Origin of the sequence: Fibrisoma montanum (genome assembly GCF_003583365.1) — a bacterium.
Classification (GTDB): Bacteria; Bacteroidota; Bacteroidia; order Cytophagales; family Spirosomataceae; genus Fibrisoma; species Fibrisoma montanum.
The window spans coordinates 124,809-141,848 of the sequence record NZ_QXED01000003.1 but is presented as its reverse complement, the minus strand read 5'-3'; the positions used below and the strand labels follow the sequence as shown (position 1 = coordinate 141,848).

The following is a 17,040-nucleotide window of genomic DNA, read 5'->3' as shown; positions in this document are numbered from 1 at the left end:
ATACGAAATAAGCTCTTACCCCAGGGGTAACTGGGCTACAGCCTGTTTATACCAGCTTACAAATCGGGGAATACCCTCTTCAATACGTACCGAGGGGGCGTAACCGGCATACGCATAGGCATGGTTCAGGTCAGCGGAGGTCTGCCGGACATCCCCCGGCTGCATGGGCTGCCAGTCGATCAGGGCCTGCTCGCCGGTTGCCTGCTCGATCAACTGGACCAGTTTCAGCAGGCTCACGGTTTCAAAACCACCAATGTTCAGTATGTCGAAGCCGTGAAGGGTGTTCAGGACGTTACTGATTCCGGTAACCGTATCATCGATGTAGGTGTATTCCCGTACCGTACTACCGTCGCCATAGAGCGTAATGGGTAAGCGGTTCAGAATGCGTTCGGTAAACTGGCTGATCGCCATGTTCGGGCGCAGCCGGGGACCATACACTGTAAAGAAGCGCAGGCAGGCTACATCGAAGCCATAGAGGTGATGATACGTATGAGTCAGCAGCTCGGCCGATCGCTTCGACGCTGCGTAGGGCGACAACGGACGGTCGGCCCGGTCGTCTTCCCGAAACGGCACCCGCTCCGAATCACCATACACCGAGGAGGAAGAAGCCATAACCAATCGCCGAACGCCCGTTTTCCGCATCGCTTCCAGCAACGACAACGTACCGGTTACGTTCACGTCGAAATACAGCGCCGGATTCTGCACCGACGGCCGAACACCCGTCTGAGCCGCCAGGTGAATGACCGTATCGCAATCGTACTGCTGCAGAATAGCCTCCACAACCGACTGATCGCGGATATCCCCCCGCAAAAACTGGTACGTCGGCTGATCCTGAAACAACCGCACATTCCGGCGTTTGAGCGCCGGGTCGTACTGATCATCCAGGTTATCGAGCCCGATCACGGTGTATCCTCGCTGAAGCAGGCCTTCAGTTACGTGTGAGCCGATGAACCCGGCGGCTCCCGTCAGAAGTATCGTCATGATGTTACGCTGTTTTTGTGAGCCTCCGCCCCAACAAACCAATCCTCACTAGTTATCTACGCCTGGTATTCTTTACGAATCAAATGCAAATAAGGTATTAATAAATAATTCACGACTAACTTTTGTTAAAATATTTGCTTAATTCGATTCATTAAATTTATTTTGACTGCATATCGGTAACTTAAGTTTTTATAACTCAATTACGACGATACGTCACTCGCTTATGAAAACGGTTCTGATTCGTTCGTCCATTGCTTATCCGGTTTTTGGCCAACGCAGACGTTTGAAGTCATGATGTTTCGTGGTTAACCTGATTCAATTGCCCCGTACACCCACTCCGTGCTCAATGCGACAGACTCTACTATTTTCTCTTTGCTTGCTGACGGTTCATACGCTGAACGCCCAGACTGACTCGGTGTCGGCTGGTCGGTATCAGGCGCAGTATCGGCTTGAAATTGGTGGTTTGGCAGCATCGGCCAGTCGTACGCCTTTTTGGCTACGGGCCAATCAGTACGGTATTGTGCCGACAACCAGTCCGGCTGGCCTGGTTCGTCTGGGCACCAGCGGCCGACTGGGTAAATCGGCGCTCCCGCAGAAAGTGCAGTTGACCTATGGACTCGAAGCGGTCGGGAGTGTCAGCACCGCCAGCAAAGTGCTGCTTCCCGAAGCCTACGTATCGGCACAACTGGGCAAATTTTACGTATATGGAGGGCGTCGGAAAGAAATCATCGGTCTTGGCGATTCAACCTTATCATCGGGTTTTTACTCGTGGTCGCAGAACGCATTGCCAATGACCAAAGTACAGATAGGTACGAATGGCTTTGTACCGCTTGGCTTCACAAAGGGACTCATTGCCATAAACGCATTCTATTCGCACGGCTGGTTTCCGAGGACGGATACCATGCAAAATTCATTTCTGCATCAGAAAGTTTTCTTTGGCCGCCTTGGAAGACCTGGCTGGAAGGTTAAGCTATACGGGGGCATGGTGTATAATGCTCAATGGGGAGGCAGATCAGACTATTTGAACAGTGGAAATTCAAAGAATGGTAAACTTCCTTCATCATTCCGTGACTATATAGATGTCGTGCTCGCTCGGCAACCTTCTCAGACAGCCGAAAATGATCTTCCAAGTCACGACGCCCTTAACCGCATTGGAAATCACATTGGCTCAATTGATATAGGTGCTGAAATTGCTTTAACAAACTGGACATTATTGATATATGACCAGCACCCATTCGAAGATAAATCCGGAATAACTCTCTACAATGCTACGGATGGCCTATACGGAGTAAGAGTTAAGCGAATCCACACCCAGCCAGAAGTTTTTTTTCAACTGAATCAATTGTTGATTGAGTATTTAACCACAATGAATCAGAGTGGTTTTGCTTTACCCATCGGACAGGACGACTACTTCAACAACTTTCAGTATCTCGACGGCTGGACACGATCAAAACAAGTCATTGGCACCCCATTCATATCATCGAGAGCCGACGTTCGGCCAGAAGTAATCAACCCTAAGAGTCGGTATAAACTTGCAATAGCCAACAACCGAGTGCAACTGATGCATGTCGGCTTAGCCGGTACCTTTTCTAATGGTGTCCGTACACAACTCAAGCTCTCGTATAGTCGCAATTATGGTATACATCGGGCACCGTTCAGTCAGGCCGTTGGTCAGTTTTCGGGACTGATTGCTGCTATCTGGCCGCTCAAATGGTTGGGCGGTACTGAATTGCAGTCTGCTATCGCCGTCGATCAGGGCGACCTATACATCAACTCTTCAGGAGCGTGGCTTAGCCTTCGAAAAACCTGGTACAGTAAGCAATCCAGATATAACTACTAAACGCAAAACTGCCTCAATCGGCATGATTACAACCTGATAAACACTTAGTAACAACCACTTGAACTGTAACTATTTCGTAATGAAAAACTCACAATTTACAAAAGCTCCTTTATTTGGTATTCCTTATGCGGCAGTCGATTATAAATCAGCGACTGAAATCATCGTTCATAACGCTGTAAATCGAAATAGTTTTGGCGTTTCAGCCTTGGCCGTTCATGGCTTAATGGAATCGATTCATAATGAAAAAGTGGCTCAGCACGTACCACACATTGATATGATTGTTCCAGATGGCAAACCTGTACAATGGGCTCTCAATCTCCTCAATAATACTGCTTTACCTGACCGTGTGTCTGGCCCGGATTTGACGCAACATGTGTTGCAAGCAGCCAGCATAAACCATCTTAGAGTGTATCTATATGGAAGTACTGCGACTACACTGGAGAAGCTTAATCAACACATCAGCAAACAGTATCCAGGCGTAACAGTATGCGGTATTCATGTTGATCGCTTTCGCGATGCAACTCCTGAAGAAGACGCAGAGGACATTCGAAAAATCAACGAAAGCGGTGCTCATATCGTACTAGTCGGCCGTGGATGCCCGCGTCAGGAAATTTGGGTTGCTCAACACATGGGTAAAGTCAACGCAGTTATGATGGCGGTTGGAGCCGCCTTCGATTATCTGGTTGGCAACATCCAGCGAGCTCCAATCTGGATGCAGCGGTCAGGGTTGGAATGGAGCTACCGTCTTGCCCAGGAACCACGGCGACTATTCAAACGCTACGCCATTACCAACTCGCTTTATGTGTATTACGTTCTTCAGCAACTTTTAACAAAACGACTACCGCATGCAGTCTCTCGCCCCCGCATCTGATAAGCTGGCCCCAATCGTCTTATTCGCCTACAAGCGGCCGGCGGAACTGGAGCAGACGATTGCGGCATTGAAGGACAACCATTTGGCCAAAGAAAGTGAATTGTACGTTTTTGTTGATGGTCCGAAACGCCCTGAAGACTTACCAAAAGTTACGGCTGTGAGGCAGTTGGTAAGTAACCTATCAGGTTTTAAGGCTGTTAATGTTACTATCTCTGACAAAAATCGGGGGCTTGCCCGATCAGTTATTGAAGGGGTTACTCATGTACTCAACAAGCACAGACAAGTCATTGTGCTTGAGGATGATCTGATTACCAGTCCTAACTTTCTTAACTACATGAATCAGTGCTTACAGCACTATATCCATAATAAAACGATTTTTTCCATAACGGGCTATTCATTCCCCTTTCGTAAACCAGTTGATTATACGTACGATGCCTATTTCTTTCCCCGTACTGGGTCCTGGGGGTGGGCAACTTGGGCCGATCGCTGGCAATTAGTTGACTGGAACGTCTCGGATTTCGACCAGTTTATGCGTGACCCTGTTCAACGACGAGCTTTTAACCAAGGCGGAGATGACCGTGTACGTATGCTACAAAGACAGCAAAATGGCGAAATGGACTCGTGGGCGATTCGTTTCTGCTACAGTCAATTCAAAAACAAAGCACTCACAGTTTACCCGACAATTTCTAAGGTAAACAATATTGGTTTTTATACCAATGATGCTACAAACACAAATGTCTTTAATCGGTATACAACGGTTGTTGACAAGGGTGAGCAGCACATGTTTGCCCTTCCAGATGCCATAAGCTTGCATCCACAACTTGTCGCGCAATTCAGAAATCGATTTAGCCTTAGTGTTCGTATCTGGAACCGCCTGAAAACATACGCTGGTATGCGGTAAAGTATTCCTTGATTCTTTTTTCAGCCTTTTGTACAGAATAATCTATTCACAAATAGGAAGAAAACTCTCAATTCTTAAAAAAGCATGAAAATTCTATATATTCATAACCGCTATCAGTATCGGGGTGGAGAAGATATTATATTAGAGCAGGAGGTTGCAATGCTACGCCGACACGGGCATACAGTCAACGTATTACTATTTGACAACGAAGATTTTACTTCTGGGTCTCTTCCCACCAAAATTTTGTCTGGGTTTAAAACTTTCTATAATGCAGATTCTGCAAGGCGCGTTGAAAAGGCGATTGATACGTTTACTCCCGACATCATTCACATACATAATTTATTCTATACGGCCTCGCCGGCAGTAATTCACGTTGCAAAGCAACGACGCATACCTGTAGTTATGACCATGCATAACTACCGGCTTGTATGCGCCAGCGGCTCACTGATGCGAGTGAACGAAATTCCATGCGAGCGTTGCTTGACCCAAACATTTCCCTTAGACGGTATTCGTTTTGGTTGTTTCCGTAATTCACATTTGCAAACAGCTCAGTTGACGGCCATCACCGGCCTTCATAAACAGATAGGTACCTGGCGCAGCCTTGACCGATTGATCGTATTAACTGATTTTATACGCCAGAAAATTGTAAACTCATCGCTACGTCTTAGTCCAGAGCAGGTTATTGTCAAACCTAACGCTATTGCTGACTTAGGTTATGATGTTTCTTACACAAGGGAACATACACTCCTGTATGTTGGGCGCCTTACTATCGAAAAAGGCATCCGGGTACTTCTCGAAGCGGCTCGATTATACTCTTTTCCGCTCGAAATTATTGGTGATGGTCCCCTTAGAAATGAAGTACAAGCCGCTGCTGACACAATGTCAAACGTTCGTTATAGTGGTCTTCTAGACAGAGAAGTGGTTATCGAACGAATCCGGCAATGCCAAGCCCTTATTGTACCCTCTATTTGGTACGAAGGACTTCCAACTGTAATTATTGAAGCATTTTCAACGGGGACACCAGTCATCTGCTCGGATCAGCCAAACTTTCGGACTATTGTGGAAGAGAATAAAAATGGAATATTCTTTACAATGGGTGACGCCGATGCATTAGCTAATGTTATACGTCAATTGAAAACCAACGACCTAATGGCAATTGGTAAAGCAGGTCGTGTTAGTTATCAAGATCAATATACCGAGCAGATCGTCTACAAACAACATGTGGCAATTTACGAATCTCTCTTGGCTCAACTGCCGCTGATTAAAGTTGGCAGCTAAACGAACAATCCACAATTTGAGTATAGTTAGGGATTGTAGGAATCTATGAACGCTTTGATAGAACCATTCTTCTTATTTTTTCTAAACTAAATAGTATTCCTACTCGTATAATACACACACTTAAGTTAAAACCCCGCTTACTCAAAAATTTTAGAACTATTATCCGAAGGCACAAATAAAACTTATTATAAATAATAAAAATAATACTGAAATATTTATATAATTCAGAACCAATAAAAACTGGATATCTACTTTAAACTCATTTATTAAATAGTCAAATTTGCGATTTTATAAATATAAAAATTACTATTTATACATATAATGCACTAAATAAGCAAACACACTTACTTATTTATACCTTTCACAAATTAGTTTTATCATTACTAGATCCTGTCCAATAACAATTGTACGTAGCCTAGTCACTGTAGTTTTTACACTTTTAAAAAATAAAATACACAGTATTAATCAACCTTTAAGAGCTTTAATCATCTAAAAACTGAAAGAACACAAAACTTTATTTGCATATTTTATCTGTACAATCAAAAAAAAGCAAATATAATTTTGTTTTAAATAAACGAAATAAAGTTTTATATAACTCAATGTATATACATTTAATATATCGACAACTAATTTTTAAATTTTATACAATGAAAAAAATTAAAGAGTATTTAATGCGATGTTTTGCTTTAATTTTTGTTTAATCTGCTCTTAATAAGTTTATAATTTATGGCTAACTACATGTTAATCAAGCTTTAAAGTGAATTTTATGTAGGTACATCAATTTTGTCTCAACAAAAACAGACAAAATTGATCTCCTTCGTGAAACACATTTTTACTCCCACACAGAACCAACTGATTTTATTCGCTGCCTTGTTAATTACTAATTTGACTACTTCCTGCACACAGCAGATTGAATCAATAGCCCCTCAGGAAACACCAACATCAATTGTCATTGAAGAGCCCAAAGTTGTCAATGTTACAATTACAGTAGATGCCATTGACGTTAAAGCATTCGGGGCTAAAGGAGATGGGCAAGCCGATGATACTGAGGCAATTACTAAAGCTTTAAAAAGTGGTGCTGGCAAGCAGGTTTTGTTCCCAGAAGGCACATATAAAGTTACAAAGGTTATCAAACTGGAGGTTTCAAACATAGAGATTGCTGGTCTTGGCAAATCTAAAATTTTATCGACTGAGCGCACTATAATTGACCTCGGAAACGTATCTAACGTTTCGTTCAAGAACCTTTCCTTCGAGAGTACAAACACCAATGCTGCCACCTACTACTTTGGTTTGATGGCTTCGAACAGAAAAACCATATCTGGACTATCGGTCTCTGGCTGTACATTTTCAGCCCCTAATTGTTCAACAGCTGGTATTAAACTGGTAACTGACGCAGTCGGGTCTTCAGTTAAAAACATAAGTATAAACAACTGTACATTCAATAATATAGGAAATATGGCTATCGAGATACAAAATCATTTGTATGATGGTATTGATCGTTTCAGCCAGATCGAAGTTAGCTCCTGCACATTCAGCAATTTGGGCCTGAACGAAAACGCTGCTTATCATTATGGCATGGCTGTAAGCTTCTCGGGCAAGGGCAGCAATCTTATCGTGGCAGATAACAGAATCTCTAATCCGTATGACATTGGGATTGAGCTTGCTGGCTCAATCAAGAATGCTCAGATTGTACGAAATCAGTTGAGCGAATTAACACGCATGAACAAAGAAGCAAATCGGCCGTTGTCAGTAATCTCTATTTCATCATCAAAAGGTGATATGCACGAAAACATACAAATCATTGCCAATCAAAATCTTAACAAAGACGACAAGGCATACATATTTTTTGGAAACGTCACCTCGGCCACCGTTGAGAACAATAAATTTAACACAATGTGGTTCATGCAACTACGCAACGTGTCAAATAGCACATTCAAAAACAACCAGATCAGTAGCCGCGGTGGTAATGCTTTGCTAATTGAGTCGACAAACTTATCATCCCAAAACAATCAATTCTTAAATAGCACGTTCAGTTGCGATGGTAACTCGTCAGCAGAGGCAGTAGTTAAATTTAAAGGGTCACAAACCAATAAAAATACGATCGTTAAGAGCCAGCTAATACGGTCTACCAACAAGACAGTGTACCTGAAAGAAACTGATTCGGCCAGCAAAAACGAATTGCAAAACTGTACCTTCAATAGCTAAATTATTAAAAAAGGTCAGCGCCCGGTTCTCAATAACCGGTATGCTGATGAGTAACCTGTAAAAAAACACAGAGACCGGCGGTATCGCCGGTCTCTGTGTTAGTAAACAAGGTCTAACAGACTATACTAGCTCAGCATTATTTCTTATCAATTTAAACTTGTAAAGGGAATGTATTGCCGCTGCGTCAAACAACATACTACCCAAAGGCTTAGAGGTAGATACCATGTCCTATAGAAAGTGTGCAAGGAAGCAAATTGGCTACCTAATTCTTATTCAGAGCAATATACCTTGACCGTTCCAAATTGGCTGTGATCAAAGTATAGTATTCGAGCAATAATATATAAAGTAATGTGTAGCTATTAACTAAAATCAAAACGTTGTTATCATCCACTCATCCAGAAATTAACCTACGTAACATCTTAAAATGAAATGAAGCAATGATCCGTAAACTATCAATTAAGAAGTAAACAATTTTAAGCTCAGTATTTTTCATTGCCCAGTGAAATCTTACTTTTAAATTTGTTGGTGATTTTATTGATGTCATAGCTTGCCACAATACCTTATACGTTGGTTTTTGTGCTGACAAATGTAAGCCCGTTGCTTTACAATGACTCAACACCACAGATTTTGTTGAAAGTATAAGTTTATAACCAGCTTGTTTTGCTCTATATGAAAAATCATCATCTGCTGCATACTGCGGAAAACGAACTGTATCATATAAGCCAATCTGTTTAAAAAGAACAAGTGGTATTAAAGTACCTCGTCCTGATAACAGGTCCGAAGGCAGAATTTCGGTCGATGTGAGTAACTGTGAATACGATTTTTTATTAGAAGCTTGTGCTACACGATGTAATTTTGCAGTAAGTCTATTCCAACGTACGCCCAGGTACTCCACTTTTTCGGGATTTTCAATATCAACAGATACAGATCCAACCAAGCAGGGTTTGTTGTTATTGAAACAATTAATCAAAGACTCAATATAATCTTCTTTTACAATAAGATCGTTATTCAGTGTAAGAATAAAGTCTCGCTCTAAATTAGAAGAATTGGATAAAGCATATTCAACACCTTTATTTGTAGCACCAGCCCACCAGAGAGTACCATCACCCTTGAGTATAATTACATCTGGAAAACTTTGCTTTATTATTTCGTATGTGTTGTCAGTTGACCCATCATCAACTACAATAACTTTTATATTATCGAAACTTTGGTTTAGCAAAGATTCTAAACAATTTATGGTAAAGCCAATTCTGTTGAAAACAGGAATTACGATGTAAATCATGTTATTAATAAAATTAAACAGTGTGAGCTTTATTCTGCAGATTAATTATTGTCGGATTTATTTTTCCATTGCGGGAAAAACGCTTATAAAATGAATAAGCAAAATAAACATACATGAGGATGCATAGTTGTCCAACTGTAGCAGTACTTTGTCCCATCACAGATAGCAATAAAAGGGAATACACTATACATAATAAAACTAGTTGAAGTTCACTTATTGCTTTATGAATTTTAAATGAAACATAATTTACTAATAATCCAAAAAGCAAGATACAAGCACCTCCACCAATCAAATCATACGCAAAATATAGCTCAGAAATTAACCCAGTTCTTATTCCGAGTGAAGAATTAAAAATTGTCATCCATGTATATGCGCTTCCTTGTAAAGTAAGTTCTTTTTTATCATAACCGAAAAAATTCAATATATCAACATTTAAAAAAGCCCCAATTAAACTTCTTTCAAAATTATAATGGGGAATTTTCCCTGGCTCAAAATCATTAAAAGTTCTGATGAAATCTCGGTATTCAACTCCAATAGCTAAATTTTCAAAATATTGATTATAATCATTAGCGTCTAAATTACCTTGCCTTAGCCCTAACAATGCAATGTACAATATGGCCCCAACTAATGCATATACAAGTATGAAAAAATCAAATCTAAATGATCTTTTCCAAACTTTGTTAAATACAAACATTGAAAGAAGTGATATCAACAAAACATATCTCTTGCTATCAACTGATGAAATAGCCATTATCATTACTATATAGAGAATGCATAAAATTTTTATATACATTTTATCCGATCGAATCAGCATGCTGTAAACCAATACAATAGAGATTGAATTGATAATACTATATCCGTAAAGTGGCCCATAGCTCATTCCATACATATCATCAGTTATATCTACTCCAGCTAGCACTGGCAAGAAACCTAAGCTTTTAACAAAACTAATTAACCATAATACAGGAAAAATTAGTAAGATAAATATAAAAGGCCTGTCAATTTTTAGTGTTGGTGAAAGACTTTTATGAATTTCGAGCTTACTCAATGTGTAATATTCTCCTATGAAAAAACCAATTGCAAGAAGTGCAGTAAAAAAAGCATAAATAATACTGCCATCTTCAACTTCCATATAATAGTTGGGGTTATTTTTATATGAACTTAATATATTCAGTACACCTATGAATAACCAGAATGTCCAAAATCCTAAAAACAATTTATTCAAAAAGTTTTTCAAATTAAATAATATTATTATCGGTACTAACATAATTATAGAAGATGTATATGAGGTATAAATCTTGTTTGTATCAAAAACATACAAACTCCTATAAATTAATGGGCTAATTAAAACAAAAAAACAAACGATGTACATTCCAAGTTTCTTACCCATAATTGTTAATATTTTTCGATCATTCCAGATTTTTCTCCAAACTCAATAAACTTTACAAATTGGGCGGGATTACCAGCCCATATCTGGTTATGCGGGACGCTTTTAGTAAGTACTGAGCCAGCACCAATGATTGAGTTTTCACCAATTGTTACCCCTTTCAAAATAATACAATGAGCTCCAATAAAAACATTGTCTTTAATTTCTACCTCCTTCTTCTTAACCGTTGTGATATCTTCTTTTATAGAAGTTCTTCTACATACGTCAAGGTTATGAAAATCAGTATCATAAATAACAGTTCCTCCCCCTATTTTTACATTACTTCCTATCCTCACACGCTTGTGGCAGACTATGGCTGTAGAACTCATTCCAACATCGTCTCCAATAACTATCTCTCCCCCATAATTAGCAATAAAAAAACATGGTTGCTGCCGCCCTATTCGATTGTACCGTAATCCATTATTAATCTTCAAATTTTTTCCAATGATTAATTTTGAACCTTTATTAATATCTATAATGGGTACACCATTACTAATAAATCCTGTCTTGTAATCAACGTTATTTAAAAAAAACAAAATTTTCGAATACAAGGTTGACGATTTCTTATTTAACCAACGGAATAAGAACCTGATTACGCGGCAGAATAAAATTATCAAATTTTTCATACAGAAATTATGTCTAGCAGTTATTTGTTCCAAAGACCTGATGCAGTATCATTTATAATTTTTTTATACTGCGTACGGCAAAGGAGAATTAGAATTAAATTCCATAACGTACTTACCCAGACAACACCTGAAATACCAAGATTAAGGTATTTAATAAATATATAATTTAAGGGTATATATAATATCAATCCAAAAATTGATGCGAGAAGAAGTACACGTATTTTACCTATACCATTTATAAAATAATTATAATTACCTAAAGCTGTATAACTTACCACATAACAAGCAAACGATATAGACAGTAAAAATGGAATATAAATCTTTTCTCCAACCCAATAACCGTAAGCTTTATTAGCAAAAAATAATAAACTTACTACTGATACCAAAACAAGTAATGTGAATTGATTCAATTTGCGCATTGTATTTATAATCCACACTTTATCTTGTTTCGCATACGCATCTGTAAACGCTGACCAATATGGAGTAATAATAATCCCATACAATAATGGTATTACTCCGAAATACCGATTAGCAACCGTATAAACGGTTACTTGATCTGAACCAAGAAAATATGACACGACTATATTCCCTGAAGAAAACATTAATACACTTGATATTTGCAAGAATAAAAATTGCCCCCCTGTCCCAAACAAGCTTTTACTATTCCTTAGTCTTACTGCGCTTAAAGAAGGAGCAATATGTTTATATTTTGTAGAAAACAGCCATACATTCGCTATAACCAAGGATATCACCGGTGTACAACTTTGAATATAAGCTAACGTAAGTAGTGATCCCGATGTAAATCGGACTGCTACAAACACACAAAAAAGAGCTAACAAATTTCCGCTCAACAAAATCCAAGAAGTCATTGAAGATCGCTGATCTGCTAATAGAACTGAATTAATTGGCTTAAGTGCGATTTGGATACTAAAGCTAGTTAATACAATCAAGATAACATGTTGAATAATTGGCTGTTCTGATTTATCAATATGGAACAGTTCAACCCAATTAATAAAATTTGTAAGTATGCCACATAGGCATGATAGAAAAATTGCACTTAAAATCAGTATAAAATAAAGTGTACTTAACGATCGTTTGGCTACATCAAAATCATTTTGAGCAAAATTGACGACGAGTTGATTGCGCAGTCCATTACCAAATCCCACGTCTATAATTCCGAACCAAAGTGTTATAGAACTTATCGTCATCCATATACCAAAGTTTTGTACATTGACATATGAAATTGTCAGGGGAACCATTATAAAACTGATTAAGACTCCAGCTCCTTTCAGAAATACAGAAGCTATGATGTTACGGTAGACAATAAGCGTACGCTTATTGTCTACCCGTCCAATCCTAAGAAATAGATTCCCAACTTGAAGCATTTTTGCAAGCATAAAAACTTCTCTTCGTTTATGAAGATCGTTTATTGCTAAACTATAAGTAATTAATTTTCAAACACAGCCAGCCGGGCGGCCATGCTGTCATGGATCTGTACCATCGTTTCTTTCAGGTCGAACGTCCAGTGCCAGCCCGGATAGTGTGTCTTGAACTTACTTAGGTCACTCACGTACCAGATGTGGTCGCCAATCCGGTTCGTTTCTGAATACGTGTAGTTCATTTTGTTGCCTGAAATCTCCTCACACAAGGCAATAGCCTCCAGCATCGAGCAGTTGGCGTAGCGACCTCCACCGGCGTTGTACACCTCGCCTGGACGTGGGTTCTGGTAGAAGTGCCAGAACATGTTCACCAGATCCCAGCTGTGGATGTTGTCACGTACCTGCTTGCCCTTGTAGCCGAAGATCGTGTACTGGTTGCCGGTGATGGCGCACTTCATCAGGTACGACAGAAAGCCGTGCAGCTGAGCCCCCGAGTGGTTTGGTCCCGTCAGGCAGCCCCCCCGGAACACGCCCGTCTTCATGCCAAAGTAGCGGCCATACTCCTGCACCATGATGTCGGCGGCCACCTTCGAGGCTCCAAAGATGGAGTGCTTGGTGTGGTCCAGGCTCATGTGCTCATCGATCCCGTTGGCGAAGTAGGGATGGGTCTGGTCGATCTCCCAGCGAGTTTCGGTCTCGATCAGGGGCAGGAAGTTGGGGTTGTCGCCATAGACCTTGTTGGTAGAGGTGAAGATGAAAACAGCCTCGGGACAGTGCAGCCGGGTCATCTCCAGCAGGTTCAGCGTACCAACGGCATTGACCCCAAAGTCGGTGAAGGGCTCGCGGGCGGCCCAGTCGTGGCTGGGTTGGGCGGCCGTGTGCAGCACGAGCTTGATGTCGGCGCCATACTCGCGGAAGATGGGCTCCAGTTGAGGGACCTCACGGATGTCGGCCGTGTAGTGTTTGTAAGTGGCGTAGGAATCGGCCAGGCGGTTGCGGTTCCACTCGGTGGAGCCGTCGGGGCCAAAGAAGTACTGGCGCATATTATTGTCGATGCCAATGATAGCGTCGAACTTATCGGCGAAAAAAGCAACGGCTTCGCTGCCAATTAACCCGGCAGAACCAGTGATTAGAGCAATGTTCATGATTTATGGATAAGCTTTTGATTGAGGAACTTCTAGATTAGCTTTTATTAATGCGCCTTTTCATCACCCTTGATCATCTTCTCAACTGTCCACCAGCAGATTTTCAAATCCAGGATAAGCGTTTGCTTCCGGATGTAAAAGTGATCAAACTGCACGCGATGCTTCATTTTCTGAACCGTGTCTGTTTCTCCCCGGCAACCACGAACCTGCGCTAAACCTGTGATACCAGGCTTTACAATATAGCGGTCTGGGTAACCAGGCAATGTGCTCCAGAACTGGGCGTCATGCTGAATGGCATGCGGACGAGGTCCTACAACGCTCATCTGACCAAGCAGCACATTAAACACCTGCGGCAATTCGTCAAGGTTTGTTTTTCGTAAAATGCGACCAATTGAGGTTACTCGTGAATCATTCTTAGTTGCCTGCTTAAAGGAAGCCTTAGGATCATGCGTCATTGTCCTGAACTTGAAGCATCGGAACGGACGCCCGTTGCGGCCAGTACGTAACTGAACAAACAGAATAGGTCCCGGCGATGAAAGCCTGATTGCTAAGGCGAGCAACGGTACGAGCCAGGACATGACAACCAGAATGACCAGACTTGACGCAACGATATCAAACAGTCGTTTTCCCCAGACTACTTTGTGAGTTAATGCAGAATCCTGGTTAACGTTGGTCTCGAGCGGTGGATAAAGTAAGGTGGGAGAACTGAGCATACGTGCACTATGGTTAGCAGGTTAGTACATTTTAGTTATGCCAGATGGTAATGATTATTTGCGGATAGTTTTTGCAGGCTTGTTTGTATCAGCCTCGTAATACCCATAACTGTAGTAGTACGATTCGCCCTCCCCTACCGCGTTCAGGATGATGTTCAGGCGCTGGAACCGTTGCTCTTTATACAACATGTCGATCATCTTCAGGTAATGCTTCGGCGTGTGGTCATTACGTACCATGAACATTGTTGCATCGGCAAACGGGGCAATCAACTGAGCATCCGTTACCAGGCCAATTGGGGGTGAGTCGACGATAACGTAGTCAAACCGGTCGCGCAGTTCGTTAAGCAGCTGCTCTAACCGCGGACTGCTCAACAGCTCCGACGGATTGGGCGGAATCGGGCCACTGGTGATGATGTAGTAGTTAGGAAAACCAGGAATCTCCTGCAGTACGTCGTCAAGGCTGGCTTCCTGAATCAGGTAGTTACTGATGCCCACGGCATTGCCCATCTGAAGCACGGAGTGCAGCTTGGGCTTCCGGAGGTCCATCTCCAGAATCACCGTGGGCCGGTCGACCAGCGCCAGACTGGCTCCCAGGTTCAACGAGAGGAACGACTTACCTTCGCCACTGATACTGGACGTAAACAGCACCACCTGACTACGATTCGGATCACTCCGCAGAAATTGCAGGTTGGTACGCAGGGTTCGGATCTGCTCGGCAATAACGGAACGCTTTCCCGACACCATAACCAGCGGATCAACGTTGCGGGTGGCCGCAATCTCACCCAGGATCGGTACCTGTGAAGCCTCTTCTACGTCTGACCGTCTGTTTACCCGGTCGTTCAGCGCATCGCGTCCCGCAATCACGCCTACCGGCAACAGCAGCCCCAACAAAGCAAACAGCAGATACGTAGTTTTACCAACGGGTTTAACGGGTTTTTTATCGGTACGGGGGGGATCGATGGTACGTGTATCGGCCACTGTCGACGCATACGAGAGCGCCGTTTCTTCCCGCTTCTGAAGCAGGTACGTATACAGGTTGTTCTTAATCGCCTGCTGGCGGGTAATGTTCAGCAACGCGCGTTCTTTGCTGGGCACGGTCCGAATCTGCCCCTCCAGTCGCCGGTTGGTCGACAGCAAACGCTGGCGTGTAGACGTCAGCATGCGCTTTGTACCAGCTATGTTATCGCTCAGGCTGTTCTTCGTCGCCTTGATCTGGCTATCCAGCGATTGCAGCATCGGGTTATTCTCCGTGGTTGTCCGGGCCAGCTGATCGCGCTGCAGCTCCAGTTCGGTCAGTTTGCTGACCAGCCCAACCAGTACCGGATCGCTCACGCTCAGCACGGATGGGGCCGCTCCCCGATCCGATGCCTTACTGCGAACGTAGTCCTCAATGTCTTCGATGGCACTCAGCTGGATAGTAGCCTGGTTCAACTGGGTGTCGTTTTCCTTAACGGTCTCCAGAAACACCTGCGCCTGTGAACTTAGGTCGGTAATCCCCTGGGCCGATTTGTAGGATTCAACGTCTTTTTCAACCGTGCTCAGTTCTCCTGAAATCAACTGAAGCCGCTCTTCGATGAAATGGAGCGTATTAGCCGCTACCAGGTTTTTGTCGGCAACGGCGGCCTGGTTATACTCATCGATCAGACGAGTCAACACGGCTTCACCTTTCCGGGGTACAGCCTCTTCCAGCGTAATGGCCAGTACGGTCGATGCTTTGCTGGTTGGTTCCACATCCAGGCGCTCCATGTAGTCCACAACGGCTTCGGCATGAGGCAGTACGGTTAGGGTAAGCGGTTCCTCGTGCGTAGTCAGCGTCCGGCGGGCGAATACGCGGAGCCGTCCGTAAGGCGTTTCAATGCTTTGATTGACCGGGTAAGCGGTATCGTTGATCCGGACAACGCGGGCATTGACAACCGATACGTTCAACTCGTTTTCGTAGAGAGTTGACTTTGGCTTTTCAATAATTAGGCGAATGGGCGATTCGTCGTAAATTTCCCGTTTGCCCATCTGCGTGGTTTTGAAGTAGCGAACGTCCAGTCCTAAATTACTCACGACTTTATCCATGAGCGAAAAGGATTTGACGACCTCAACTTCGTTTTCGACTACTTTTTTAGGCTTGAGGATATCCATTTCCTTCAGGATATTCTCCCCATCGAGGCCTTTTTTGTCGTCTTTGATCAACAGGCTGGTCGATACCTTGTAGATCGGCTGCTGGTACTGCAGGTACAGATAAGCCCCACCCAGTGCTACCCCCAGCGACAACACAAACCATTTCCAGTGACGCAGATAACGCATGAGCACCACCCGCAGATTCGGCGCTTTGTCCGATTCATAGACCTGGTACGGCGTGTAGGTGTAGTTGTTCGACGTTGTCATAAACCTTTTGAAGTTGA

13 protein-coding genes are annotated in these 17,040 nt (G+C 42.6%); 5 read left to right on the top strand and 8 right to left on the bottom strand.

The window, feature by feature from the left end; translation table 11 throughout:
• Window positions 1-15: 15 nt before the first annotated feature.
• On the bottom strand, window positions 16-981 hold the full coding sequence (locus tag DYU11_RS10515) for a GDP-mannose 4,6-dehydratase (protein ID WP_119667645.1): 966 nt from the start codon (window positions 979-981) through the stop codon (window positions 16-18).
• A gap of 301 nt (window positions 982-1,282) precedes the next feature.
• On the opposite strand from DYU11_RS10515, the gene DYU11_RS10510 reads away from it, so the two are divergent.
• From DYU11_RS10510 to DYU11_RS10490, 5 genes are all read left to right on the top strand, one after another.
• Window positions 1,283-2,821 carry a capsule assembly Wzi family protein gene (locus DYU11_RS10510; protein ID WP_147367915.1) on the top strand — a complete coding sequence of 513 codons (1,539 nt, stop codon included), beginning with the start codon at window positions 1,283-1,285 and terminating at the stop codon, window positions 2,819-2,821.
• A 79-nt stretch (window positions 2,822-2,900) separates the two neighbouring features.
• Window positions 2,901-3,692 carry a WecB/TagA/CpsF family glycosyltransferase gene (locus tag DYU11_RS10505; RefSeq protein ID WP_119667643.1) on the top strand — a complete coding sequence of 264 codons (792 nt, stop codon included), beginning with the start codon at window positions 2,901-2,903 and terminating at the stop codon, window positions 3,690-3,692.
• Window positions 3,667-4,593, top strand: a complete 927-nt coding sequence (locus DYU11_RS10500; protein ID WP_119667642.1) for a glycosyltransferase — start codon at window positions 3,667-3,669, stop codon at window positions 4,591-4,593. Before DYU11_RS10505 ends, DYU11_RS10500 begins: the two co-directional genes overlap by 26 nt.
• Before the next feature lie 84 nt (window positions 4,594-4,677).
• Window positions 4,678-5,871: a glycosyltransferase family 4 protein gene (locus DYU11_RS10495; RefSeq protein ID WP_119667641.1), complete on the top strand. Its 1,194-nt coding sequence runs from the start codon at window positions 4,678-4,680 to the stop codon at window positions 5,869-5,871.
• Window positions 5,872-6,690: 819 nt separating this feature from the next.
• Window positions 6,691-8,076, top strand: a complete 1,386-nt coding sequence (locus DYU11_RS10490; protein WP_158600265.1) for a glycosyl hydrolase family 28-related protein — start codon at window positions 6,691-6,693, stop codon at window positions 8,074-8,076.
• 391 nt (window positions 8,077-8,467) lie between these two features.
• Here DYU11_RS10490 and DYU11_RS10485 read toward each other — a convergent pair whose 3' ends face one another.
• From DYU11_RS10485 to DYU11_RS10455, 7 genes are all read right to left on the bottom strand, one after another.
• Window positions 8,468-9,358, bottom strand: a complete 891-nt coding sequence (locus DYU11_RS10485) for a glycosyltransferase family 2 protein (RefSeq protein WP_119667639.1) — start codon at window positions 9,356-9,358, stop codon at window positions 8,468-8,470.
• A gap of 13 nt (window positions 9,359-9,371) precedes the next feature.
• Window positions 9,372-10,490 carry a hypothetical protein gene (locus DYU11_RS10480; protein WP_147367914.1) on the bottom strand — a complete coding sequence of 373 codons (1,119 nt, stop codon included), beginning with the start codon at window positions 10,488-10,490 and terminating at the stop codon, window positions 9,372-9,374.
• 263 nt (window positions 10,491-10,753) lie between these two features.
• A complete protein-coding gene (locus DYU11_RS10475) occupies window positions 10,754-11,335 on the bottom strand; it encodes an acyltransferase (protein ID WP_229365760.1) in 582 nt (193 codons plus the stop codon).
• Between the two features lie 95 nt (window positions 11,336-11,430).
• On the bottom strand, window positions 11,431-12,807 hold the full coding sequence (locus DYU11_RS10470) for an oligosaccharide flippase family protein (protein ID WP_119667636.1): 1,377 nt from the start codon (window positions 12,805-12,807) through the stop codon (window positions 11,431-11,433).
• Between the two features lie 50 nt (window positions 12,808-12,857).
• Complete coding sequence (locus tag DYU11_RS10465) at window positions 12,858-13,934, bottom strand: NAD-dependent epimerase/dehydratase family protein (RefSeq protein WP_119667635.1); 1,077 nt, start codon at window positions 13,932-13,934, stop codon at window positions 12,858-12,860.
• Window positions 13,935-13,981: 47 nt separating this feature from the next.
• Entirely contained in the window at window positions 13,982-14,647 is a 666-nt protein-coding gene (locus DYU11_RS10460; RefSeq protein ID WP_119667634.1) for a sugar transferase, read from the bottom strand.
• A 54-nt stretch (window positions 14,648-14,701) separates the two neighbouring features.
• Entirely contained in the window at window positions 14,702-17,023 is a 2,322-nt protein-coding gene (locus DYU11_RS10455; RefSeq protein WP_119667633.1) for a GumC family protein, read from the bottom strand.
• Between the last annotated feature and the right edge of the window lie 17 nt (window positions 17,024-17,040).

Excerpts from the sequence above, each read along its gene's own strand:
- DYU11_RS10505 (WP_119667643.1), top strand. The coding sequence starts at position 2,901 with ATGAAAAACTCACAATTTACAAAAGCTCCTTTATTTGGTATTCCTTAT.
- DYU11_RS10460 (WP_119667634.1), bottom strand. The coding sequence starts at position 14,647 with ATGCTCAGTTCTCCCACCTTACTTTATCCACCGCTCGAGACCAACGTT.
- DYU11_RS10495 (WP_119667641.1), top strand. The coding sequence starts at position 4,678 with ATGAAAATTCTATATATTCATAACCGCTATCAGTATCGGGGTGGAGAA.
- DYU11_RS10515 (WP_119667645.1), bottom strand. The coding sequence starts at position 981 with ATGACGATACTTCTGACGGGAGCCGCCGGGTTCATCGGCTCACACGTA.
- DYU11_RS10500 (WP_119667642.1), top strand. The coding sequence starts at position 3,667 with ATGCAGTCTCTCGCCCCCGCATCTGATAAGCTGGCCCCAATCGTCTTA.
- DYU11_RS10485 (WP_119667639.1), bottom strand. The coding sequence starts at position 9,358 with ATGATTTACATCGTAATTCCTGTTTTCAACAGAATTGGCTTTACCATA.
- DYU11_RS10470 (WP_119667636.1), bottom strand. The coding sequence starts at position 12,807 with ATGCTTGCAAAAATGCTTCAAGTTGGGAATCTATTTCTTAGGATTGGA.
- DYU11_RS10455 (WP_119667633.1), bottom strand. The coding sequence starts at position 17,023 with ATGACAACGTCGAACAACTACACCTACACGCCGTACCAGGTCTATGAA.
- DYU11_RS10480 (WP_147367914.1), bottom strand. The coding sequence starts at position 10,490 with ATGGAAGTTGAAGATGGCAGTATTATTTATGCTTTTTTTACTGCACTT.
- DYU11_RS10465 (WP_119667635.1), bottom strand. The coding sequence starts at position 13,934 with ATGAACATTGCTCTAATCACTGGTTCTGCCGGGTTAATTGGCAGCGAA.